The sequence below is a fragment of the Bradyrhizobium sp. CCGE-LA001 genome, assembly GCF_000296215.2.
Lineage (GTDB): Bacteria > Pseudomonadota > Alphaproteobacteria > Rhizobiales > Xanthobacteraceae > Bradyrhizobium.
In genome coordinates this window covers 3,701,617-3,722,001 of sequence record NZ_CP013949.1, presented here as the reverse complement: position 1 = coordinate 3,722,001, position 20,385 = coordinate 3,701,617, and the positions used below count along the sequence as shown (strand labels likewise).

The 20,385-nt window shown below is 64.9% G+C and carries 22 protein-coding genes; 7 read left to right on the top strand and 15 right to left on the bottom strand.

Annotation, left to right across the window (positions count from 1 at the left end; all coding sequences use genetic code 11):
- Window positions 1-70 precede the first annotated feature (70 nt).
- The 3 genes from BCCGELA001_RS17090 to BCCGELA001_RS17080 all read right to left on the bottom strand — a co-directional run bounded on the left by BCCGELA001_RS17090 (window position 71) and on the right by BCCGELA001_RS17080 (window position 2,418).
- On the bottom strand, window positions 71-685 hold the full coding sequence (locus tag BCCGELA001_RS17090) for a Cupin 2 barrel domain-containing protein (RefSeq protein WP_008551762.1): 615 nt from the start codon (window positions 683-685) through the stop codon (window positions 71-73).
- A gap of 106 nt (window positions 686-791) precedes the next feature.
- Window positions 792-1,418: a pyridoxamine 5'-phosphate oxidase family protein gene (locus BCCGELA001_RS17085; protein WP_008551764.1), complete on the bottom strand. Its 627-nt coding sequence runs from the start codon at window positions 1,416-1,418 to the stop codon at window positions 792-794.
- A 22-nt stretch (window positions 1,419-1,440) separates the two neighbouring features.
- Window positions 1,441-2,418, bottom strand: coding sequence for a Bug family tripartite tricarboxylate transporter substrate binding protein (locus BCCGELA001_RS17080; RefSeq protein ID WP_008551765.1), 978 nt, complete (start codon window positions 2,416-2,418; stop codon window positions 1,441-1,443).
- A gap of 141 nt (window positions 2,419-2,559) precedes the next feature.
- On the opposite strand from BCCGELA001_RS17080, the gene BCCGELA001_RS17075 reads away from it, so the two are divergent.
- From BCCGELA001_RS17075 to BCCGELA001_RS17065, 3 genes are all read left to right on the top strand, one after another.
- Window positions 2,560-4,119: a winged helix-turn-helix domain-containing tetratricopeptide repeat protein gene (locus tag BCCGELA001_RS17075; protein ID WP_060735853.1), complete on the top strand. Its 1,560-nt coding sequence runs from the start codon at window positions 2,560-2,562 to the stop codon at window positions 4,117-4,119.
- An 806-nt stretch (window positions 4,120-4,925) separates the two neighbouring features.
- Window positions 4,926-5,060, top strand: a complete 135-nt coding sequence (locus BCCGELA001_RS39285) for a hypothetical protein (RefSeq protein ID WP_257721964.1) — start codon at window positions 4,926-4,928, stop codon at window positions 5,058-5,060.
- 264 nt (window positions 5,061-5,324) lie between these two features.
- Entirely contained in the window at window positions 5,325-6,584 is a 1,260-nt protein-coding gene (locus BCCGELA001_RS17065; RefSeq protein ID WP_060735852.1) for a hypothetical protein, read from the top strand.
- On the opposite strand, the gene gmk is transcribed toward BCCGELA001_RS17065, so the two are convergent.
- The 9 genes from gmk to BCCGELA001_RS17020 all read right to left on the bottom strand — a co-directional run bounded on the left by gmk (window position 6,517) and on the right by BCCGELA001_RS17020 (window position 15,226).
- Window positions 6,517-7,176, bottom strand: a complete 660-nt coding sequence (gene gmk / locus BCCGELA001_RS17060) for a guanylate kinase (RefSeq protein WP_060735851.1) — start codon at window positions 7,174-7,176, stop codon at window positions 6,517-6,519. The two genes, BCCGELA001_RS17065 and gmk, sit on opposite strands and share 68 nt — an antisense overlap.
- 3 nt (window positions 7,177-7,179) lie before the next feature.
- Window positions 7,180-8,067 carry a YicC/YloC family endoribonuclease gene (locus BCCGELA001_RS17055; RefSeq protein ID WP_008551785.1) on the bottom strand — a complete coding sequence of 296 codons (888 nt, stop codon included), beginning with the start codon at window positions 8,065-8,067 and terminating at the stop codon, window positions 7,180-7,182.
- A gap of 213 nt (window positions 8,068-8,280) precedes the next feature.
- Window positions 8,281-9,570, bottom strand: a complete 1,290-nt coding sequence (gene mltG / locus BCCGELA001_RS17050; RefSeq protein ID WP_060735850.1) for an endolytic transglycosylase MltG — start codon at window positions 9,568-9,570, stop codon at window positions 8,281-8,283.
- A gap of 125 nt (window positions 9,571-9,695) precedes the next feature.
- Window positions 9,696-10,961 carry a beta-ketoacyl-ACP synthase II gene (gene fabF / locus BCCGELA001_RS17045; protein ID WP_060735849.1) on the bottom strand — a complete coding sequence of 422 codons (1,266 nt, stop codon included), beginning with the start codon at window positions 10,959-10,961 and terminating at the stop codon, window positions 9,696-9,698.
- Between the two features lie 108 nt (window positions 10,962-11,069).
- A complete protein-coding gene (locus BCCGELA001_RS17040; protein WP_008551805.1) occupies window positions 11,070-11,309 on the bottom strand; it encodes an acyl carrier protein in 240 nt (79 codons plus the stop codon).
- 313 nt (window positions 11,310-11,622) lie between these two features.
- Window positions 11,623-12,360, bottom strand: coding sequence for a 3-oxoacyl-[acyl-carrier-protein] reductase (fabG, locus tag BCCGELA001_RS17035; RefSeq protein ID WP_008551807.1), 738 nt, complete (start codon window positions 12,358-12,360; stop codon window positions 11,623-11,625).
- Between the two features lie 12 nt (window positions 12,361-12,372).
- Complete coding sequence (fabD, locus tag BCCGELA001_RS17030) at window positions 12,373-13,332, bottom strand: ACP S-malonyltransferase (protein WP_060735848.1); 960 nt, start codon at window positions 13,330-13,332, stop codon at window positions 12,373-12,375.
- A 172-nt stretch (window positions 13,333-13,504) separates the two neighbouring features.
- Entirely contained in the window at window positions 13,505-14,530 is a 1,026-nt protein-coding gene (locus BCCGELA001_RS17025; RefSeq protein ID WP_060735847.1) for a fatty acid desaturase family protein, read from the bottom strand.
- Window positions 14,531-14,533: 3 nt separating this feature from the next.
- Window positions 14,534-15,226 (bottom strand): TetR/AcrR family transcriptional regulator C-terminal domain-containing protein, encoded by a 693-nt coding sequence (locus BCCGELA001_RS17020; RefSeq protein WP_060735846.1) that lies wholly within the window; start codon window positions 15,224-15,226, stop codon window positions 14,534-14,536.
- 335 nt (window positions 15,227-15,561) lie between these two features.
- On the opposite strand from BCCGELA001_RS17020, the gene rpsF reads away from it, so the two are divergent.
- The 4 genes from rpsF to rplI all read left to right on the top strand — a co-directional run bounded on the left by rpsF (window position 15,562) and on the right by rplI (window position 18,027).
- The gene (gene rpsF, locus BCCGELA001_RS17015; RefSeq protein ID WP_025035823.1) at window positions 15,562-16,029 is read left to right on the top strand and encodes a 30S ribosomal protein S6; all 468 of its coding nucleotides are present in this window, start codon (window positions 15,562-15,564) and stop codon (window positions 16,027-16,029) included.
- A 5-nt stretch (window positions 16,030-16,034) separates the two neighbouring features.
- The gene (gene rpsR, locus BCCGELA001_RS17010) at window positions 16,035-16,274 is read left to right on the top strand and encodes a 30S ribosomal protein S18 (protein WP_007592020.1); all 240 of its coding nucleotides are present in this window, start codon (window positions 16,035-16,037) and stop codon (window positions 16,272-16,274) included.
- 125 nt (window positions 16,275-16,399) lie between these two features.
- Window positions 16,400-17,380: a hypothetical protein gene (locus BCCGELA001_RS17005; RefSeq protein WP_008551833.1), complete on the top strand. Its 981-nt coding sequence runs from the start codon at window positions 16,400-16,402 to the stop codon at window positions 17,378-17,380.
- Between the two features lie 47 nt (window positions 17,381-17,427).
- A complete protein-coding gene (gene rplI / locus BCCGELA001_RS17000; RefSeq protein WP_008551835.1) occupies window positions 17,428-18,027 on the top strand; it encodes a 50S ribosomal protein L9 in 600 nt (199 codons plus the stop codon).
- 122 nt (window positions 18,028-18,149) lie between these two features.
- Here the strand turns inward: rplI and BCCGELA001_RS16995 are convergent, their stop codons facing one another.
- From BCCGELA001_RS16995 to BCCGELA001_RS16985, 3 genes are all read right to left on the bottom strand, one after another.
- On the bottom strand, window positions 18,150-18,611 hold the full coding sequence (locus tag BCCGELA001_RS16995) for a PaaI family thioesterase (protein WP_008551837.1): 462 nt from the start codon (window positions 18,609-18,611) through the stop codon (window positions 18,150-18,152).
- An 11-nt stretch (window positions 18,612-18,622) separates the two neighbouring features.
- Window positions 18,623-19,219 (bottom strand): TetR/AcrR family transcriptional regulator, encoded by a 597-nt coding sequence (locus BCCGELA001_RS16990; RefSeq protein ID WP_008551839.1) that lies wholly within the window; start codon window positions 19,217-19,219, stop codon window positions 18,623-18,625.
- A 110-nt stretch (window positions 19,220-19,329) separates the two neighbouring features.
- Window positions 19,330-20,220: a hypothetical protein gene (locus BCCGELA001_RS16985; RefSeq protein ID WP_060737695.1), complete on the bottom strand. Its 891-nt coding sequence runs from the start codon at window positions 20,218-20,220 to the stop codon at window positions 19,330-19,332.
- Window positions 20,221-20,385 lie beyond the last annotated feature (165 nt).

Sequence of the window (20,385 nt, the reverse complement as noted above, 5' to 3'; positions counted from 1 at the left end):
GGCAACTCGCGGAGAGCACCCGTGTTCCCGGGTGGCTTCCGCGATGCGCGGGCGCGAGCAGTCGGCATCCCTACGAGCGTACGGCCTCTCTCCGCCACGATTTCAGCAGCGGGCCGCGGGGGCCCAGCACGGGATCGGTCTTCGGCTTGCGGACCTTGGCAATGCGCTTGATGGCGTCGGGACGCTCGCGCGTGTCGGTACACTCGTCATATGTCCCGGCTTGCGGATAGGCTCCGACGACCAAGAAGTCGCGGCTGGACTCGATCAGCCGATGTCCGGTGCCTGCCGGTAGCACCAGGACGTCGCCGGCCTTCACGCGCAAGATGCGGCCCTTGACCCCACCGCACTCGATCCGCGCGGTGCCACGAGCTACGCCCATCACTTCGTGGATTTGCGAATGATAGTGGACGAAATCGTAAACCGTATCGCGCCATGACCGACCCCAGCCATTCGAATCGAACAGCGTGTCGATGACGACCTCGGGAGGAAAGCGCCGGGACTTGAGATTCACCGCGCCGCGATAGAGCAGCATGGGAAGATGAGGGTTGTTCGGCACGATCCCGTCGTCCCGGAAATGGATGGCCGCTGGCTTGCGAGCCGACACCAGGGCTCGTAGCATGGAGGGATCGGGATGCTCCTCCACCAACTTCTTCGCGAAATTCTTGATCTGGTCCTTGATCGGCATGACCTCTCCTCAGCCGCGATTCAACGGCGGCGGAGGAGAGAAGTTTCGCGGGTGGAACGGGCTGCATCGAGCGCACGAACTCGCTCTATCGATGAGCGATCGCGGTTTAGTAGAGATTGGCGATCCCGTGGTCGATGACTGCCTGAACCTCCGCTTCCGTTTCGCCGGATCGCGCGTGCGTCACGATCGCGTGGGCCAGCGACGGCAGGCTCGAGCGGTTTGGCCAGTGTTCCGGGCTCCACAGCTTCGAGCGGACCACACACTTCGGACAGTGTAAAAAGACCTCGTTTATCTCAATCACCAGGATCAAATTTGGCGGCTTGCCTTCGACGGCCAAACGCGCTTGCAGCGCGCCGTCACGAACGATTGTTCCGGTGCCGCTGATGCGCAGCGTATCGCCGTGGCCCGGAATCATGAAGAGCAGTCCGATCTCGGGATGCACGAGCAGATTTTCAAAGGTGTCGAGACGATTGTTTCCCCGACGATCGGGGATCGCCAAGGTCCTGTCGTCGAGAACCGCAACGAAGCCGGCCGGATCTCCCTTAGGCGAGACGTCGATATGGCCATCAGCGCCGCGCGAAGCGACGAGGACGAAGGGACAGGCCGCGATGAAGCGGCGGCATATCTCGTCGACATGGTCGATGACTTTGTTGCGAGCGCGGAAGCTTGGCAAATCAGAGAGCTCGCGCAGGCGCTCCTGCGTGGCGATCACCTCGTCGAAGCGCATGGACATGGCCGACTCCGATATCTCAAGGTCATTCGGCTCTGATCTGCGCCGTGCGGATCACCTTTCCCCATCGCTCGGTCTGCTCGGCAATGAGCCTGCCTAATTCGTCCGGCGAGCCCGGCAGCGGCGCGCCGCCGAGTTCCGTCAGCCGCGCCTTGATGGCAGCATCCGCGAGACCCGCATTGATCTCTGCGTTGAGCTTGTCGACGATTTGCGCGGGCGTATCCCGGGGTACTCCGATGCCCACCCATCCGACGGACTCGTAGCCGGGCACGACCTCCCCTACCGCAGGGATGTCCGGCAAGGCGGGAGCGCGCGTCGCCGTCGTGACCGCGAGCGCGCGCAGCGTCCCGGACTTCACATGTTCGAGCGACGAAAAGATTGGATCGAACGCGAGCTGGATCTCGCCGCGCACAAGATCGGTCAACAAAGCCGCCGAGCCGCGATACCGTACGTGCATCATCTCGATGCCAGTCATCATCTTGAATAGCTCGGCCGCCATGTGCTGGGGACTGCCATTGCCGGCGGACCCGAAATTCAGCTTGCCCGGATTGGCCTTGGCGTAAGCGATCAGCTCGGGAACGGTCCGCGCGCTCAAGGAAGGATGCACGGCCATGACAAGCGGGTTTCGCATGACACCGCCGACGGGTGCGATATCACGGATGAAATTGAAGCTGAGCTTATCGTAAAGCGTCGCGTTGATCGTGTTGAACGATCCGACCAGAAGCAGCGTATAGCCGTCCGGCGCTGCCGTCACCACCGCTTCGGTCCCGATGTTGCCGCCCGCGCCCGGCCGGTTTTCGATCAAGCAGGGCTGTCCGAGACGGTCCGACAGCCATTGGCCGATCAGTCGAGCGCTGATGTCGGAAGCGCCTCCCGCCGCTTGCGGAACGATCAGGCGGATCGGCCGCGCCGGGTAGGTTTCCGCTCGCACGGGCGAAACCACGAGCGGCAGAGCGGCAACGCTCGCGGCAAGCTGAAGCAGTCTACGACGCGCAATGGTCATGACCGATGCCCTTTTTGCTGCACCTGATGGCTGCGACCATGGCATATCGCCGCCGTGCTCGCTTTGCGAGTGGCTTACTTTATCCTTACCGTGGCCTTTATTTCAGCCTGGCGATCGTCGCCTGCCGTTTTGGAGTGCAAGTTGCTGTACTGCTTCGGAAATCATGCGCTCGACACCGACCGGCGGGAGCTTCGCCGCGACGGCGAGCTGGTGGCCATCGCGCCGCAAGTGTTCGATATCCTCGCTTTTCTGATCCGTAATCGCGAGCGCGTCATCACCAAGGACGACCTGATCGCCGGCATATGGGGCGGACGCATCGTGTCGGAATCCGCTTTGACGACGCGGCTGAACGGCGCCCGAAAGGCGATTGGCGACAACGGCGAGGAACAGCGGCTGATCAAGACGCTTCCCCGCAAGGGGTTACGTTTTGTCGGCCATGTTCGTGAGGAAGCACCCGCAACGAGTTCGCCATCCAGGGACACGATGGCTGCCAACCTCGGTCTAGGCGACCAGCCCTCGATCGTCGTGCTCCCGTTCGCGAATTTGAGCGGAGATCCGCTGCAGGATTACTTCACCGACGGTATCGTCGAGGACATCACCACCGAATTGTCCCGATTCTCCGAACTGTTCGTCATCGCCCGCAATACGAGCTTCACCTACAAGGGACGGGCGGTCGATGTTCGGACCGTGGGACGCGACCTCGGCGTGCGCTATGCGCTGGAAGGCAGTGTGCGCAAGGTCAACAAGCGCGTGCGGATCAGTGGCCAGCTGATCGACGCGGAAACCGGAAAGCACATTTGGGCGGATCGCTTCGAGAGTTCGCTCGATGACATCTTCGAGCTGCAGGATCAGATGGCACACAGCGTGGTCGGCGCCATTGCCCCCAAGCTGGAACAGGCGGAAATCGAGCGAGCGAAACGCAAGCCGACGGAAAGTCTGAGCGCCTATGATTGCTTCCTGCGCGGCATGGCCGGCTGGCATGCCTGGACGAGAGCAGGTCACGATGCCGCGCTAAAGCATTTCTATCGCTCGATCGAGCTCGATCCGACGTTTGCGAGACCCTACGCGCTCGCCGCGGGCTGCTTTCTCATGCGCAAGTCAACGGGTTGGGTCGTTGACCGCGCAACGGAGACGGCCGAGACCGACCGGCTGGCGAGGTTAGGCGCAGACCTCGGCCGGAGCGATGCCGTCGCACTGGCGTGGAGTGCGCATGCGGTCGCTCATGTCGTCGGCGACATCAAGGCGGGCGTCGCGCTGATCGATCATGCGCTGCGATTGAACCCTAATCTGGCGGCCGCCTGGCAGCGCAGTGGCTGGATTCGCGTCTATGCAGGAGAGTGCGAACTGGCCATCGAACACCTGCGCACAGCCATGCGCCTTAGCCCGCTCGACCCGCAGATGCACCTCGCCTACAGCGCGATGGCCTTTGCCTATTTCCTTCTTGGCGACCTCGACCAGTCTTCGACCTGGTCCGACCGCGCGCTGCAGCTGCGGCCTGGCTGGCCCGTTGCATTGCGGGTCTCGGCAATGAGCCATGCTCTTGCCGGCCGCGAACGGCCGAAGCAGGAGGCGATGGCACGGCTGCGCATGCTGCAACCGAACCTGCGATTATCAAACCTCCACGAGCAAATATTCCTGCATCGGCCGGAACACATGGCAAGGTTCGTCGAGGGTATGCGGACGGCGGGGTTGCCCGAGTAGCCGCACGCCACGCCGCCTACTTCTTCAGGACGCCTGGGTTGGTGTCGCCAAGTTGCCGGACGGCGGCGTCTGCAATTGGCGTGTTGTAGGTGGGCCGAGATCCACCGCCATTCTGATCAGGTGCCGCTACGCCGAGTCTGTCACCCGTCGCGCCGCGGCGCAGGGCATTGGAGGTGTTAGGGCCCGGCGCACCACCCGTTCCGCTCAGCGTGGTCCCATTCGACAGCGTCGAACCGCTGGTCCCGCTCGTCCCGGCTGCACTCGCGCCGCCAGAGGATGACGAACCACCCGCACCGCCTCCCGAACTCTGCGCCATGGCGAACGAGATAGTACCTGCCAGGATAGTCGCCGCGATTGCCAAACGCTTCATTCTTCCCTCCATCTGTCCCTGACAGGTTCGAAATTCATCAAGCTTCTCGGCTCGAAGAGGCAACCTAGCGCCGGCGTACGAACCAGGCTCCAAGAAGAAATGCGACAAGAAGCGAGCGCAAAGGTGCTCTCACGGTTGTCTCGCGCAGCTGGTCGGCCATTTTCATCACGAGCTCGGGAGACGGCGACGGCGGCCGACGGCTTGCTCGCTCCGGCCGCGCGTCGGGCTGCTGGCTGGACGTCTGCCGGTGCTCGTCCGTCAGCCCGGACGCTTCCGTCATAGCTGAGGCATCCCTCATATCCATCGCGTCCTCCTCTGTCGGCGACGAAGTAACCTGCGCCGTTCCATCCGGTTCCTGCATGAAGTGTCCCGGGCGGCGGGTTCCTGAGCTCATCGAGGAGAGCAACCTTGTCGGGTCATTCGGCATTTGGATCCGATGCAGCGGATCGCCATCATTGCGTTCATGTTTGCCTTGGCCGTCATGCTCGCGCGCTGGGTCGGTGACGGCGACGTGCAAACCGCCAATCGTGGCGAACCAGACAGAACAGCGACCGTCGGACAGGCGCGTTGAGCGCCGTACAGCGGACGATGACCACCGTCCTGAGACCGCAAGCGCGGCGAGGGCAGCCCTGGAACGTCCAGCGGAGCGACGGCTGCGGCAGAACCTGGACCTCAGCCAGCAGTAAGCCCGAAAAGGCCCGATTTCCCCCCGGAACGAGCGCGCGGCGAGCCCGATTCAAGCCACATCCTCTCCGGATTTGCGGCTCATTGCCACCCAAGTCTTTGACGACAAAGGGGTGGTTAGAGTTGCGTCACGCGTAACCGGGAGACCAGGATGGGCAACCGCACCGCAAAATTCGTATCCGCGCTCGTCGGCAGCATCATCGCCGGCGCGCCCCTGGCCGCCGTGTCGCAGAATGCGCCAACCGCGCCGGCCACTTCGAGCACTGCCAACGCCGCCGGCGACTGCCTCGCATCGCCGAAGGGCGCCGCGCCGCAGGGACAGCACTGGTACTATCGCCTCGAACGCTCGACCAAGCAGAAGTGCTGGTATCTGCGCGCCGCAGGCAGCAAGGCCTCCCAGACCGCGCAGGCAACGCCCGACGCGCAAGCCGCCCAAGAAACGGATTCAGCCTCACCACAATCCGTGCAGAACGCGCGCGCCGAACTCGCCGCGCCGCGTAGCGGTGTGGCCCCGGCCCTGCCGAACATGACCGCGCCTGCGCCGGCGGCAGCCAGTGCGCCGCCGGTGGCGCAACAGTCGCCAACTCCGCTCGCCGAGACCGCGCAGCAGCCTGCCGTCGCCACGCCTTGGCCCGACGCCAGCACCGCAGCGACTTCGCCTGCACCGCAGCCGACGCAAGCGGTCCCCTCGCCGCAGCCGGCCCCTGCCGTGGTCGCGGCAGCCGCCCAGCCAGGCGCAAAGCCCGCAAAATCCCCTGCTCCGGTCGCCCTCGCTGCGGCGGACAGCAGTGCCGACAGGCCGCACGGCTCGCTCCCGATGCTGCTGCTCGTGATTGGTGGCGCGCTGGCACTCGCTGGCGTGCTCGCCAGCCTCATCTACCGCTTTGCCGGCGCGCGCGTCCGCGTCCAGTCCGCTGATCGTCACGGCTATTGGGACGATTGGCAGGCACACGACCAGGACGCAGGCCGCGCGCCGTGGGTCGGTGCGATAGCAGCCAACGCGCAGCCGCCGCAGCCCGTCGACTTCGATGCCGCACGTCCGCAACCGGTAAAGCAAGTGACCAAGCTTGCCGCGATCGGCCGCGAGATCGAGTTGATCGACGCGCGCAAGCGGCGTGAAGCGGCATCGGCTGCCGAGCCCGCCGAGATCAAACGCGACGAGGTCGAGATCAAGAGGTTCGACCGAAAATTCCAGATCGAGGCTGCCGCGCCCAAGCTCGCCAACGAGAACGGCAAGGATCGCGATCAAGCGCCGGCGGCTCGCGACCAGGATGCGGTCGACGTCGACGTGATCACGACGATGCTGGAGCAGATGGCGAAGGATGGCCCGCGCCTGTCGCGGCCTAACCTTGAAGCTGAGCTTGCAAGCTTCGAACGAAGCCTACGAGGCCGATCCGCCGCTCGCGCTTGAGGCGCTCGGCCTTCAGGATCGACTGCACTTCGGCGAAGGCTTCGTCGACGTCGTGGTTGATCACGATGTAATCGTACTCGGCCCAGTGGCTCATCTCGTCGCTGGCGCGGCTCATGCGCTTGCGGATCACATCGTCGGAATCCTGCGCGCGCGAGTGCAGGCGCTTCTCGAGATCGGCCGCCGAGGGCGGCAGGATGAAGACGCTGACGACGTCGGCGCGCGCCTTCTGTTTTAGTTGCTGAGTGCCCTGCCAGTCGATGTCGAACAGCACATCCTGCCCCGCCGACAGCGCCGCATCGACGGGACCACGCGGTGTACCATAGCTGTTGTCGAACACCGTCGCCCATTCCAGAAGTTCGTCGGCTTTCACCATCGCATCGAACGTCGTCTTGTCGACGAACGTGTAGTCCTTGCCGTTGACCTCACCCGGCCGCATCGCGCGCGTCGTCGCGGAGACCGACATTTTCAGGCCTGGCATCCGCTCGATCAAGAGACGTGACAGCGTCGTCTTGCCCGCGCCCGAAGGCGAGGACAGCACGAACATCAAGCCGCGCCGCTCGACACCGTCAGTTCCGTGGCCGCCCGTCGTCATCGATCACTCCAGATTCTGGACCTGCTCGCGGAACTGCTCGACCACATTCTTCATGGCGAGGCCGGTATTGGTGAGCTCGATGTCGTTCGACTTCGAGCAGCAGGTGTTGACCTCGCGGTGAAACTCCTGCGCTAAAAAATCCAGCTTGCGGCCGATCGGGCCGCCCTTGCCGATCAGCTCGCGCGCCTGCGCGACGTGCGAAGCGATGCGATCGAGCTCCTCGCGGATGTCGGCCTTGGTCGCGATCAGGATCGCCTCCTGCATCAGGCGGTCGGCATCGAAACGATCGGACGTGTCGAGCAGAGCCGCGATCTGTTCGGCGAGCTTGGCCTTGATCGCCTCCGGCTTGCGGCCGGGCGAGCCTTCCGCCTTCTTCGCCAACTGCTCGATCTCATCGACGCGCTGGGTCAGGATCTGCCCGAGCGAAGTACCCTCGCGCTTGCGCATCTCGACGAGATCGTCGAGCGCCTTGTCGAAGGCCTCGGCGGCGGCGGCACGCGCGGCCTTGTCCTCCTCCTCGTCGCCCTCTGGCTCGGCGACCTCGACCACGCCCTTGATGGCGAGCAGGCCGTCGATGCTCGGCGCAACCGCGTCGACCTTGCCGGCGATCAGCGCAGCCGCCTTCAGGACGGCGTTGAGCACGTCCTCGTTGACGCGAACCGTGGCGGCGGCGTTGGCGCGCTTGACGTTGAGATTGGCGTAGACGGTGCCGCGCGACAACAGCTCGCCGGCGCGTTTCTTGGCGTGAGCCTCGACCTCGTCGAACCCCTGCGGCAGCCGCACGCGCAGGTCAAAGCCCTTGGCATTGACCGACTTCAATTCCCATTCGAACGTGTACAGCCCGCTCGCGCCGTGGCTTCGGGCAAAGCCGGTCATGGACGACAGCGCCATCGATTGAAATTCTCCAGGAACACGGGATTCGCGAGGCATCAAGCCACGCGAATCTTAAGACTATTTTGCCGGAAAGTGGAATCCGCAATGCCGTGGGCAGGTCTGCGTCAGCCTCAAGCGCGATGGGAGCTGGATGAATCGTCATCGCGCTTTAGGTTGTTGTTTACGCGTGATCTTTCCGGAAAACCGCTTCGCACTTTTCCGGATCATGCATTAGCGCTGCACCACCGGCGGCGAGGACTGTACCGCGCCCTGCCGGGCCGGCGCGGGATTGGCGGGGGCAGCAGGATTGGCAGGCCGTGACGGTTGCTTCTTCTGCTGATTGGGCCGCACCGGCGTGGTCGCTGTCGGCGTATCGCCGGTCGCGGGCGCTGCGGCGGCCGGCGGCTGCGCATCCTCGGGCGGCTCGACCGTGTCGTTCTGGATCTGCTTCTCCATCGCGCGGAGCTTTGCGACGTTCTTCTGATGCGCGTCGTAGGTTTCGGTGAAGGCGTGGCCGCCGGTGCCGTCGGCCACGAAGAACAGGTCGCGGGTGCGCGCCGGATTGGCGGCAGCCTCAAGCGAGGCGCGGCCGGGGTTGGCGATCGGGCCCGGCGGCAGGCCTTCGATCACATAGGTGTTGTAGGGCGAGGGCTGCGTGATCTCGCTGCGCTTGATCGGACGGCCCAGCGTGCCTTTGCCGCCGACGAGCCCGTAGATGATCGTCGGATCGGACTGCAGCTTGATCCTCTGCTTCAGGCGGTTGACGAACACGGCGGCGACGCGGCTGCGCTCATCCGGCCTGCCCGTCTCCTTCTCGATGATGGACGCGAGCGTGACGAGTTGCTCCGGCGTCTTCACCGGAATGTCCTGATTGCGGCGATCCCAGATCTCTCCGAGCACGCGCTTGTGCGCCTGCTGCATGCGCTGGATCACCTGCTCGCGCGTGGTGCCGCGCGGGAACTTGTAGGTCTCCGGCAACAACGTGCCCTCGCGCGGCAGCTCACGCACGCTGCCGGTGAAGATGTCGTTGTCGGACAGCCGTGCCACGATCTGCTCGGAGGTCAGGCCCTCGGGAATCGTGACGGAATGCTGCACCACCTTGCCCTCGACGATGGTGGCGATGACGTCGCGCAAGGATGCGTTCTTCTGGAACGAATATTCGCCGGGCTTGAGATCGGAGCTCGCCTTCAACGCGGCGACGCTGGCGATGAACACCCAGGGATTGATATCGGTGACGCCTTCCCTGTTCAGCGTCTCGGCGATGTCGCGTTTGCCCGCGCGCTGCGGGATGTTGACGATCTTGTCTTCCTTCAGCGGGCCTGGCGCCTCCAGCACCTGCCGGCCGTAATAATAGACGCCGCCGGCGCCGAGCATGGCGATCAGCAGCAGCGTGATGATGGCATTGCCGACCACCACGAACGGATTGCGCGCACGGTCCGATCGCTTCGGCGGCGGTGGGACCTGCTCGGGCTCCAGCGCTGCCCGCGGACTCCGGGGCGAAATGGGCGGCCTTTCACTCATCGAAGCAACCTGAATCCTGCCGGTTCAATCGCGGCCTGACAATCACTTGCCGAGCCAAATGCACGCGCCCACTTCTATGACTATCGCCGAATACGGCAAAACGGTGGATTCGTCTCAAATACAAACTAACTGGTCAGACGCCGCACGATCACCGACGCGTTGGTGCCGCCAAAACCGAAAGAGTTCGACAACGCGACGTTGACCTCACGCTTCTTCGCGGTGTGCGGCACGAGATCGATCGCGGTCTCGACCGAGGGATTGTCGAGGTTGATGGTCGGCGGCACGACATTATCGCGAATCGCGAGAATGGCGAAGATCGCTTCGATCGCACCGGCCGCGCCGAGGAGATGACCGGTCGACGACTTGGTCGAGGACATCGCGACCTTGGAGGCGGCATTGCCGAGCAGGCGCTCGACCGCACCGAGCTCGATCTCGTCGCCGAGCGGTGTCGAGGTGCCGTGCGCGTTGATGTAGTCGAGATCGGCGGCCGTGAGGCCGGCGCGCTTGAGCGCCGCCGACATGCTGCGGAAGCCGCCATCGCCGTCGGGGGACGGCGAGGTGATGTGATAGGCATCGCCGGAAAGGCCGTAGCCGATCACCTCGGCGTAGATCTTCGCGCCGCGCCGCCTGGCGTGGTCGAGCTCCTCGAGCACCAGGACGCCGGCGCCCTCACCCATCACGAAGCCGTCGCGGTCCTTGTCGTAGGGACGCGAGGCTTTCTCGGGCGTCTCATTGAAGCCGGTCGACAGCGCGCGCGCAGCATTGAAGCCGGCAATGCCGATGCGGCTGATCGGCGACTCAGCTCCGCCGGCCACCATGACGTCGGCATCGCCGAGCGCGATCAGGCGGGCGGCATCGCCGACCGCATGCGCGCCGGTCGAGCAGGCCGTGACCACCGAATGGTTCGGTCCCTTCAGCCCGTGCGCGATCGAGACGTAGCCGGAGGCGAGATTGATCAGGCGGCCCGGAATGAAGAACGGCGACACCCGGCGCGGCCCGCGCTCCTTGAGCAGGATCGCGGTGTCGGCGATGCCGTTGAGGCCGCCAATGCCGGATCCGATCATGGTTCCGGTCGCGCACTTGTCCTCCTCGGTCTCGGGATGCCAATTGGCATCGTCGAGCGCCTGGCCGGCTGCGGCCATGCCGAAGATGATGAAGTCGTCGACCTTGCGCTGGTCCTTCGGCTCCATCCAGATATCGGGATTGAAAGTGTCGTTGGTGCCGTCGCCGCGCACGACGGTGCAGGCGTATTTGGTCTGCAGATCGGAGACATCGAAGCTCTCGATCGGGCGCGCACCGCTTTCGCCGTTCAGGATGCGTTTCCAGGTCGGCTCGACGCCACAGCCGAGTGGCGACACCATGCCAAGACCCGTGACGACGACCCGCCTCATATCCGAAAACTCCGTATCGAAAGATTCACGGCCAATAACAAGAAACCGGCTGACCGCTGGGAAGCGGCCCGTCCGGTTTCAAATGTTGTCCCCGCGAAATGAAGAGCCTTAGCTCTTCGCGTTCTTCTCGAGAAACTTCGTGGCGTCGCCGACGGTGAGAATCGTTTCCGCGGCGTCGTCCGGAATCTCGCAACCGAATTCCTCTTCGAACGCCATCACCAGTTCGACGGTGTCCAGACTGTCGGCGCCGAGGTCGTCGATGAAGCTCGCGTTGTCGACAACCTTCTCGGGTTCAACACCAAGGTGTTCGACCACGATCTTCTTAACCCGCTCGCCAATGTCACTCATTGCTTAACCTCGTGTTGTTCCCTGTAGACCCGACCCCCCGGGACGATACGAGCCGTCGTGGTCGTTTGACTGCCTTCGCTTACGAACTTTGATTTGGCCCCATCCTAACCGATGCAAGGCCCGGCGAACGACGGCCAAGGCTCCGCATCGCCAATATACAGGGTTTCAAAAACCTGCAATGGCGTTCTTTGCCCATCCGTTGAAGGTCCGGTTATCACACTTCAATTGCCTTGACTACAAGCCTCATTTCACACCGAAAACGGCCGTTTGCCGCATCCAGCGCCAGCTCCGTTGGGCGGTGCGGAATGAAGCGTCAGATCATGGCCATGCCGCCGTTGACGTGAATGGTCTGCCCGGTGACGTAAGCCGCTTCGTTCGAACTCAAGTAGACTGCGGCTGCCGCGATGTCCTCGGGCGTCCCCAGGCGGGCGGCCGGAACCTTGGTCAGAATCGTTTCGCGCTGCTTGTCGTTGAGCGCATCCGTCATCGGCGTCTTGATGAAGCCGGGCGCGATGCAATTGGCCGTGACGCCGCGCTTGGCGTATTCGGCGCCCAGCGTCTTGATCATGCCGATCAGGCCGGCCTTGGACGCGGTGTAGTTGCCCTGCCCGGGGTTGCCGGTGACGCCGACCACCGAGGTGATGGCGATGATGCGGCCGAAGCGCTTGCGCATCATCAATTTGGTCGCGGCACGCGCCAGGCGGAAGGTCGCGGTCAGGTTGACGTTGATGACCTCCTCCCAGTCCTCGTCGCGCAGCTGCACGAAGAGATTGTCCCGGGTGATGCCGGCATTGGCGATGAGGATGTCGACCTGGCCCATGGCAGCTTCCGCTGCGGGCACCAGCGCCTCGACCTCGTCGGCCTTGGAAAGATTGCAGGGCAGCACGAAGGTGCGCTCGCCGAGCTTGCCGGCAAGCTCATCCAGCACCTCCCTGCGCGTTCCGGAGATCGCGACGGTCGCGCCCTGCGCGTGCAGCGCCTGCGCGATCGCGCCGCCGATGCCGCCGGTCGCGCCGGTGACGAGCGCCTTCTTGCCAGTCAGATCGAACATCGAAGAACTCCTCTAGCCCTGCTTGGCAGCGGCCAATGCATCCTTGGCGGCGGCAATGTCGTTGGGACCGCCGACCGCAACGCCGACGGCACCGTCCGCGATGCGCTTGACGAGGCCCGTGAGCACCTTGCCGGCGCCGATCTCGAAGAACCGAGTGACACCCTGCCCTGCCATATAGGCAACCGACTCGCGCCAGCGCACCGTACCGGTGACCTGCTCAACCAGGCGGCGGCGGATCTCGTCGGGATCGGTGATGGCGCTCGCCAGCACGTTCGAGACCAGCGGCGCCGCCGGCGCCTTGATCGTGACATTCGCGAGCGCCTCCGCCATGGCATCGGCTGCAGGCTGCATCAGCTTGCAATGGAACGGTGCGGACACCGGCAGCAGCATCGCGCGCTTGGCGCCCTTGGTCTTGGCGATCTCGACAGCGCGATCGACCGCGGCCTTGTCGCCGGAGACCACCACCTGTCCGCCGCCATTGTCGTTGGCAGCCTGGCAGACCTGCCCCTGCGCCGCCTCGCCTGCGACCTCCATGGCGGCCTCATAATCGAGGCCGAGCAGCGCGGCCATTGCGCCGGCCCCGACCGGCACGGCCTTTTGCATTGCGAGACCGCGGGTGCGAAGCAACCGCGCGGTGTCCGAAATCGTCAGGCTGCCGGCCGCCGCTAGCGCCGAATATTCACCGAGGGAGTGCCCGGCGACGAAGGCCGCGTCCCGTCCGACGGAAAAACCGGCCTCGGCCTCGAGCACGCGCAGGGTGGCGATAGACACCGCCATCAGCGCCGGCTGGGCATTTTCGGTGAGCTGGAGGGTTTCGGCCGGGCCATCCCAGATGGTCGCCGTCAGCTTCTCACCGAGGGCGGTATCGACCTCGTCGAATACGGCGCGCGCCACCGGAAAGGCGTCGGCCAGCGCCTTGCCCATGCCGACCGCCTGGGACCCCTGCCCCGGAAATGTGAATGCTGCCGTCATCGGCGCTCCCTCTCGTCGGGCGTGATCCTCATGAGAACCGGCAGCCGATTACGCGCGGCCTCAGGCCAAGGTTCCGGATCACGCTCCAAAGGGGGCCGTAGACACTGTCCGGGGTCGGACTGTCAAGCCAGGGATGGGAACCCACAGGCATTCAACCGGGGATGAGGTACCGCTAGAATCCGCCGGCCGTCTGGTTGGCGTCGACCTCTGCCCCCGCCCGCGCGCGGCGTGCACTGTTGACCACTTGCCCCGGCCGATCGTCCTGGTTCGGCTTTGCCGTCGCGAGCCGCAGCACCGCGGCGTAGCCCGGCTGCACCTCCATGCGCCCCGCGTGCCGGCTGGCGCTCAGCAGGCGATGCACCTTCGGCAGGTTGTAGCAGGGCACGTAGAACAGCAGGTGATGCTCGAGGTGATAGTTCACGTAATACGGCGCGATGAACAACCGCTCGAGGAAATTGGCATGCGTCGTGCGGGTGTTGCGCAAGGGATCATTGCTGTCGGGGACGACGGCATGCTCGGCGATGTTGCGGATACGGGTGATGACCATCATCCAGGTCAGCAGCGGCACCAGCCAGAGCAGCGGATAAGCCCACCACACGCCGGCCGCAGCGAGCGCCGCAAACATGATCGCATTGACCACGCATTGCGGGCCGAGCTTCTCCCAGAAATGCACCGCCCGCTGCCGCCACGGCCAGTCCTTCGGCCCGAGCGCATTGAGCAATTGCGCTTTGCGCTGCTGGTAGCCGGTCTGCCCGGTGATATCGCGAATGAACTTGCGGCGGTAGCTCAGCCCGGTGATCGGAAACGGCGCCGACAGCACGAGATCGGGATCGTCCTCCTGCTGGGTGCGCGCGTGATGCTGCAAGTGATAGCGCCGGTAGCTGCGCGTCTCCGCAAACAGCGGATAGGCGCAGAACCACTGGCTCAGCGTCAGGTTGGTTTTCTCGTCGGCGGACAGGCAGCCATGGGCGCCGTCATGCATGAGGATAGCGAGCCCGAGCTGGCGCGAGCCGATGATGGCGACGGCGAGAATATAGGTGATCGGATTGGGCCACCACGCCACCAGTGCGATCGCGCCTGCGATCAGCGCCCAGGCATGAGCGATCAGCGCAAAGCCTTTCCAGGTCGCGCGCCGACGCACGTCAGCCAGTTGATCGTCGGTCAGGAAATCACGGGCACGCATACGAAGCGCGGTCATGGCCTAACTCCCCTCATTCGGACTTGACCCGTCATCGACGAGCCGCAGGCGTGCCGTGTCGGATTTCATCTGCTCGCCGAGCACACGCAGCATCTCGGCGCAGAGCTCCTCCGGCGAACGTCCCATGGCGTAGCCTTCGAGGATGACGCCGATGGCGACGGCCCAGAATCGCCGCGAGCTTTCGTCGGGCGCCCGCAGGGAACGCCAGCCGTGCCGCTCGACCTGGCTCGCATAGGCGCGCGCGCCTTCGCCGTGCAGGCGCTCGACGGTGCGCTCGACCAACGGCGCGAGATCCTGGCGCCGCCGCGTCAGCGTCAAAGCTTCAGCGAAGAAAGCGACCGAATCGCTCGCCGTGACCGTCTCGGCCAGCGCGTGGGTGTATTCCCGCGGCGTGCGCGCGCTCAGCGCTGCCTGCTCAGTCGCACGCGCGAGATACAAGAGCTCGCGGCAGGCGCATTCCACGAACAGCGCCTCCTTGGTGCGGAAGTAATAGGTGATCTGGCTCGGGAACGCGTCAGCCGCGGCTGCGATGTCGGTGATCGAGGCGCCCGCAAGTCCCCGCTCGCGGAACAGCGGGCTCGCCGCGTCCAGCAGCAGCGAGCGCATCTTGCGGCCCGCCGAGCGCGTGGCGCGCGCCGCGTGCTTGGGGTCACCGGCGCCCGCTTCGAATGGCACTTGAGCAGAATTGTCCGCCATTGCTCCTCCCGCTGATTTGTTTGTATGCTATACAAACAAATAAATCAAGCCGCTAGGATCTGCGGGCCCGTCCCGGCTCGCATCCAGCCGTCCAGGCCGAAACTTGGCTCCCAATCTTGCAAAGCCGGCCAAAATCCGTATAAGGCGCCCATCCGCAGACCCCGGCCGGGAGCTGAACGGACGGTCTCAGCAAATCATTCGTGATTTTGGTGTGGCAGGGCCAGTCGGCCCGTCGTCCCGTGTTTCCGCCTTCTGAGCTTGATCCCAGAGTCCTTTCCGAAGGCCTCTTAAGGGTTTGACGCCGGGCGATGCGCCAACATGAGGAAAGGACTTCCATGCCTCTTTACGAGCATGTGTTTCTCGCGCGTCAGGACGCGAGCCCGCAGCAGGTCGAAGAGCTGACTGCGCAGATGACCGGTATCGTCGAAGGTCTCGGCGGCAAGATCACCAAGACCGAGAATTGGGGCGTTCGCTCCCTCACCTACCGCATGAACAAGAACCGCAAGGCGCACTTCGTGCTGCTCAACATCGACGCGCCGTCCGCGGCGATCGCCGAGATCGAGCGCCAGGAGCGTATCAGCGAGGACGTGATCCGCTATCTCAGCGTCCGTGTCGAGGAGCTCGAGGAGGGCCCGTCCGCGATGATGCGCAAGGCCGACCGTGATCGCGAGCGTGACGACCGCGGCGGCGGCTTCCGCGGCGAGCGTGAAGGCGGCTTCCGTGGCGACCGCGAGGGCGGTTTCCGAGGTGATCGCGGTCCGCGCCGTCCGCGCGATGAAGCTGAAACCACGGATGGGGAGTAAGACCAATGGCTGAAGCTGGTGCACGCCGCCCGTTTTTCCGTCGTCGCAAGAGCTGCCCGTTCACGGGCGCCAATGCTCCGAAGATCGACTACAAGGACTCCAAGCTGCTGATGCGTTACGTCTCCGAGCGCGGCAAGATCGTGCCGAGCCGCATCACCGCAGTGTCCGCGAAGAAGCAGCGTGAGCTCGCCCGCGCCATCAAGCGCGCGCGCTTCCTGGGCCTGTTGCCCTACGTTATTCGCTAAGACGAATTCGGCCGGCGGCGAAATCGCCGCCGGTCGCCAATTGAACTCATAAGGCTTCCGGGTCGTCCGGTCGCCGATGGTTGGGGCGAAATGCCTCTAACCGCTCGAAGGGAGCGGGACAGCTGATGATGGCCTTTGTGCTGATAGCCCTGATCGCCGGCGCTGCGTCGGCGCTGATGTTCGCCTCGATCATCTCGGGCGCGCTGATCTCGCTCGTCCTGTTCTATCTCGCATCGCTGCCGCTGATGGTCGCCTCGATCGGCTGGGGACCGCTTTGCGCAAGCCTCGGCGGCATTGCCGCCGCGATCGGCCTCGGCGCCCTGTTCGGCCTGCCCTACTGCATCGCCTTCGCCGTCACGGTCGCCTTGCCGGCCTGGTGGCTCGGCCATCTCGTCCTGCTCGGTCGGCAGGTCGGCCCCCTCGCGCCTGACGCCACCGCGACCGCTCCGTCGGCTGAGCCCGTCATCGAATGGTACCCGGTCGGCCGCATCCTGCTCTGGATCGCGGGCTTCGCCGCGCTGACCACGATCGCAGCCCTGCTCACGCTCGGTACCGACGCAGAGACCATCACTGGTTCGCTCCGGCGGGGACTGATGCGTCTTCTGCGCGCCACCGACCCGCAAACCTCTAGCGAAGCCGGCCGGTTCGTCGACGTGCTGGTGCGCATCGCACCGGCGACTGCCACCCTCATCGCGATGTTGACGCTGACGCTCAACCTCTGGCTCAGTGCCAAAGTGACCGCGACATCGGGTCGGCTGCGCCGTCCATGGCCGGACATCAAATCGGCGGAGCTGCCGCCGATGACGCTGGTCGCGCTCTGCATCGCCCTCGCCTTCTCCTTTACCAGCGGCCTGCTCGCGATCGCCGCGCAGATCGCCGCGGCGGCGCTGATGATGGGCTATGCGATGACCGGCTTCGCCGTGCTGCACACGCTGACGCTGGCGCTCAAGAGCCGCACGTTCTGGCTCGGCTCGTTCTACGTCGTCGTCGTCGTGTTCGGCTGGCCCCTGATCGCGGTGGTGATTCTCGGTCTTGCGGACGCCGTGTTCGGCTTCCGCGAGCGCTTTTTGCGCAGCCGGCAGCCGCCGCCGCTGCCAACCCCTTAAGTCCAACCCGAAAACTGCAACTCAGACCACTTCAAAGGAGAACGAATATGGAAGTCATTTTGCTGGAACGCGTCAACAAGCTCGGACAGATGGGCGAGGTCGTGAAGGTTCGCGATGGCTATGCGCGCAACTTCCTGCTCAAGCGCGGCAAGGCGCTGCGCGCCACCGCCGACAACCGCGCCAAGTATGACGGCATGAAGGCCGATCTCGAGGCCCGCAACCTTGCGTCCAAGGCAGAAGCATCCAAGGTCGCCGAGAAGATCGAGGGCAAGAACATCATCGTGATCCGTCAGGCTTCGGAGGCCGGCCAGCTGTTCGGCTCGGTCAACGTGCGTGACATCGTCATCGCGTTCGAAGCCGATGGCGTTTCGCTGGCTCGCCCGCAGATCCAGCTCGACGCACCGATCAAGACCATCGGCAAGCACTCGATCACCGTTGCCGTCCACCCCGAGGTCGAGGTCGAGATCACCGTCACGGTCGCGCGCAGCCAGGACGAGGCCGAGCGCATCAACCGCGGCGAGGACATCTCCACCCGCAACGAGGACCGCGACGCGGCCGCCGAGGCGATCGCAGCCGCCGGCGAGTTCTTCGATCCGGAAGCCCAGCACGACGACGTCGCGCCGGCGCCAGCTGAGGAAGAGAAGTAAGCCACAAGCTCAACTCGTCATGCGCGGGCTCGACCCGCGCATCCATCCAGACTCTGCGCAAGAAGATGGATTGCCGGGTCAAGCCCGGCAATGACTACAGAGGGCCAATCAGCCCGGCTGCTTCACGCAGCCGGGCTTTTTGTCTTGACCTCCTCGCTCAGCATCGCGATCGAGGCCAGTGCGGTAGCCGTATGTTTCTCGACGCCGTCGCTGACGCAGAACACATCGGCCGCGACCACCGCGACCTGCCGGCCCGGCTTGATCACCTTTGCCCGACAGATCAGCTTTTCTCCGACCGCAGGCGACAACAAATTGAGCTTGTATTCCGCCGTCAGCGCCGGCTGGCCGCGCGAGGTGGCTGCCGCGATCGTCGTGGCGTTGTCGACCAGGAAGGCGGTGACGCCCCCATGGAAGAAGCCGTGCTGTTGAAGCAGCTCCGGCCGGCGCTCAACGGCGATGGTGCAGGTGCCCCGCGACAATTCAGACAGCTCGGCGCCGACCAGGTTCATGAAACCCTGCCGACCGACATTGGCATGGATGCGCTCGGCAATGGGCGCGAATTCCGGATCAGCTTCGGCTCGCATGCGATCTCTCCTTATTGCTTGTTGATGCGATCGAACGGCCGTAGCGCACGGATGGCGCAGGCAATCAGCGTGTCGGCCTCGAGGCGCGGATCGGTGCGGTCGCGACCCGACAGGAAGGCGCGGCAGAAGATCTGCGCCGGACCGATCAGCTGGCTGACGAACATCACCGGCGTCATCGGCAGAAGCTCGCCGCCTGCAACCAGCGGCCCGCGCCAGCGCTCGATGCCTTCGGCGAGGCGCGCATTCTGCATGCGCTGGGCCTCGCGCACGTCCTCGCCCCATTCGCTGCGCGAGATCTCGAAGAGATAGCGCGCCTCGCGCCGGCTGGTGACGACCCAGTCGAGATGCGCCCGGATCAGGCGGCCGATGCCCTGCTCCGCATCGGGCAGGGGATCGAGCGCTGCCAACACCGCTGCATGATAGTGCCGGAGCACTTCCAGGAAGAGCGCACCGGCGAGCTCCTTCTTCGAGCCGAAGGCGTGAAAGAAACTGCCATTGGAGGCGCGCGCCCGGGCGCGGATCGCGGCCACCGTTGCGGCCTCGAAGCCGACGCGGTCGAACACGACCAGCCCCGCCGCCAACAGGTCGTCACGCACGCTCGCGGTCATCGAAGTCTCCTTGGAGCAGCACTCTAGAGCATTACTCTAATTATGGTCAAGACGAAGCGGAGGCCGCGATGAACGCGACCTCCGCCACAATTGGAATGGGCGTGAGCCGGCTAGCGCGAGATCGGCGGCGCCGGCGGTCCGGAGGAGTCTGGCGCTGCGCGCGGGGCTGCGGCGGTCGGGGGCGGCGATGATTCCTGCGGTCTGACGGCAGGTGCCGATTCGGAGCTCGCGGCAGGGGCGGCCGGCTTGGGCGCAGTCTCTTCCGCCGGCTTCGGTGTGGTCGGCTCGGCCGGTTTGACGGCAGCTGGTGCAGCAGGCGTGACCTGCGAGGCCGGATCGGGGCGCGCCGCCGGCGCTTCGCTGCCGCGCGGCTCGGCCTTCGCGCTGTCAGGCTTGGCCTCGGGCTCGGACTTTGCGCTATCAGGCTTTGACTCGGCCTTCGGCTTGTCGTTGGCCGGCGGGGCGGCATCGACCTTCGGTGCATCCTCGGGCTTGGCGCGGCGCTTGGCCTTGCGTCCCTCGGGCGCTGCCTCGCCCTCGGGCCTGACGCCTTCCTCGGCCGGTCGCGCGCTGCGCTTCTGACGTGTGCCCTCTGCAGCTGGAGCTGCGCCTTCGGCTTCCGGCCTGGCGGCGTCTTGCGCGCGCTGGCGACGGCCCTGATGTTCAGGCGACTGGCCCGGAGCGGTGTTGGCGTCCTTCTTGCCCTCCTTGGCCTGGTAGCGGGTATCGGTCGCACCATTGGAGATGAGATAGGAGGCGAGCACGCCCGCCATGTCCGAGCTCGTGGTGTAGTGCTGACGCAGGAAGCCCGGCAGCGAGCCCGGCGCCACCGACTTCAACAATCCGCGCGGGCTCTTGTGGCAGACGTTGCAGGTCTGGGCAAAAAGCTGGGACGGGGTCTTGCCGGCCTCGAGGTTCGTCGCCTGCGCAAGAACGGTGTCGGCTGCGCCGAAGCCGATCAGAAGCAATACCGTCGCGAGGCTGAGCGCTCGGCTCGACATTCCCATCATCTCCATGAATTCCGTGAATGCAGCCGGCAGGCGGCGCGGCGGCGGTCACCTTTTAGCGGATTGAGCCGCGAATGGAAGGCTTCCCGCGCGCGAGGATGTGATTAAGCGATTTTGGAATATCGGCTGTGAACACAGTGCAATAGCGGAGTCGCAGCC

Coding starts and splice junctions, on each gene's coding strand:
- BCCGELA001_RS17090 (WP_008551762.1), bottom strand. CDS start 685: ATGCCGATCAAGGACCAGATCAAGAATTTCGCGAAGAAGTTGGTGGAG.
- BCCGELA001_RS17085 (WP_008551764.1), bottom strand. CDS start 1,418: ATGTCCATGCGCTTCGACGAGGTGATCGCCACGCAGGAGCGCCTGCGC.
- BCCGELA001_RS17080 (WP_008551765.1), bottom strand. CDS start 2,418: ATGACCATTGCGCGTCGTAGACTGCTTCAGCTTGCCGCGAGCGTTGCC.
- BCCGELA001_RS39285 (WP_257721964.1), top strand. CDS start 4,926: ATGCAGCGGATCGCCATCATTGCGTTCATGTTTGCCTTGGCCGTCATG.
- BCCGELA001_RS17065 (WP_060735852.1), top strand. CDS start 5,325: ATGGGCAACCGCACCGCAAAATTCGTATCCGCGCTCGTCGGCAGCATC.
- gmk (WP_060735851.1), bottom strand. CDS start 7,176: ATGACGACGGGCGGCCACGGAACTGACGGTGTCGAGCGGCGCGGCTTG.
- BCCGELA001_RS17055 (WP_008551785.1), bottom strand. CDS start 8,067: ATGGCGCTGTCGTCCATGACCGGCTTTGCCCGAAGCCACGGCGCGAGC.
- mltG (WP_060735850.1), bottom strand. CDS start 9,570: ATGAGTGAAAGGCCGCCCATTTCGCCCCGGAGTCCGCGGGCAGCGCTG.
- fabF (WP_060735849.1), bottom strand. CDS start 10,961: ATGAGGCGGGTCGTCGTCACGGGTCTTGGCATGGTGTCGCCACTCGGC.
- BCCGELA001_RS17040 (WP_008551805.1), bottom strand. CDS start 11,309: ATGAGTGACATTGGCGAGCGGGTTAAGAAGATCGTGGTCGAACACCTT.
- fabG (WP_008551807.1), bottom strand. CDS start 12,360: ATGTTCGATCTGACTGGCAAGAAGGCGCTCGTCACCGGCGCGACCGGC.
- fabD (WP_060735848.1), bottom strand. CDS start 13,332: ATGACGGCAGCATTCACATTTCCGGGGCAGGGGTCCCAGGCGGTCGGC.
- BCCGELA001_RS17025 (WP_060735847.1), bottom strand. CDS start 14,530: ATGACCGCGCTTCGTATGCGTGCCCGTGATTTCCTGACCGACGATCAA.
- BCCGELA001_RS17020 (WP_060735846.1), bottom strand. CDS start 15,226: ATGGCGGACAATTCTGCTCAAGTGCCATTCGAAGCGGGCGCCGGTGAC.
- rpsF (WP_025035823.1), top strand. CDS start 15,562: ATGCCTCTTTACGAGCATGTGTTTCTCGCGCGTCAGGACGCGAGCCCG.
- rpsR (WP_007592020.1), top strand. CDS start 16,035: ATGGCTGAAGCTGGTGCACGCCGCCCGTTTTTCCGTCGTCGCAAGAGC.
- BCCGELA001_RS17005 (WP_008551833.1), top strand. CDS start 16,400: ATGATGGCCTTTGTGCTGATAGCCCTGATCGCCGGCGCTGCGTCGGCG.
- rplI (WP_008551835.1), top strand. CDS start 17,428: ATGGAAGTCATTTTGCTGGAACGCGTCAACAAGCTCGGACAGATGGGC.
- BCCGELA001_RS16995 (WP_008551837.1), bottom strand. CDS start 18,611: ATGCGAGCCGAAGCTGATCCGGAATTCGCGCCCATTGCCGAGCGCATC.
- BCCGELA001_RS16990 (WP_008551839.1), bottom strand. CDS start 19,219: ATGACCGCGAGCGTGCGTGACGACCTGTTGGCGGCGGGGCTGGTCGTG.
- BCCGELA001_RS16985 (WP_060737695.1), bottom strand. CDS start 20,220: ATGTCGAGCCGAGCGCTCAGCCTCGCGACGGTATTGCTTCTGATCGGC.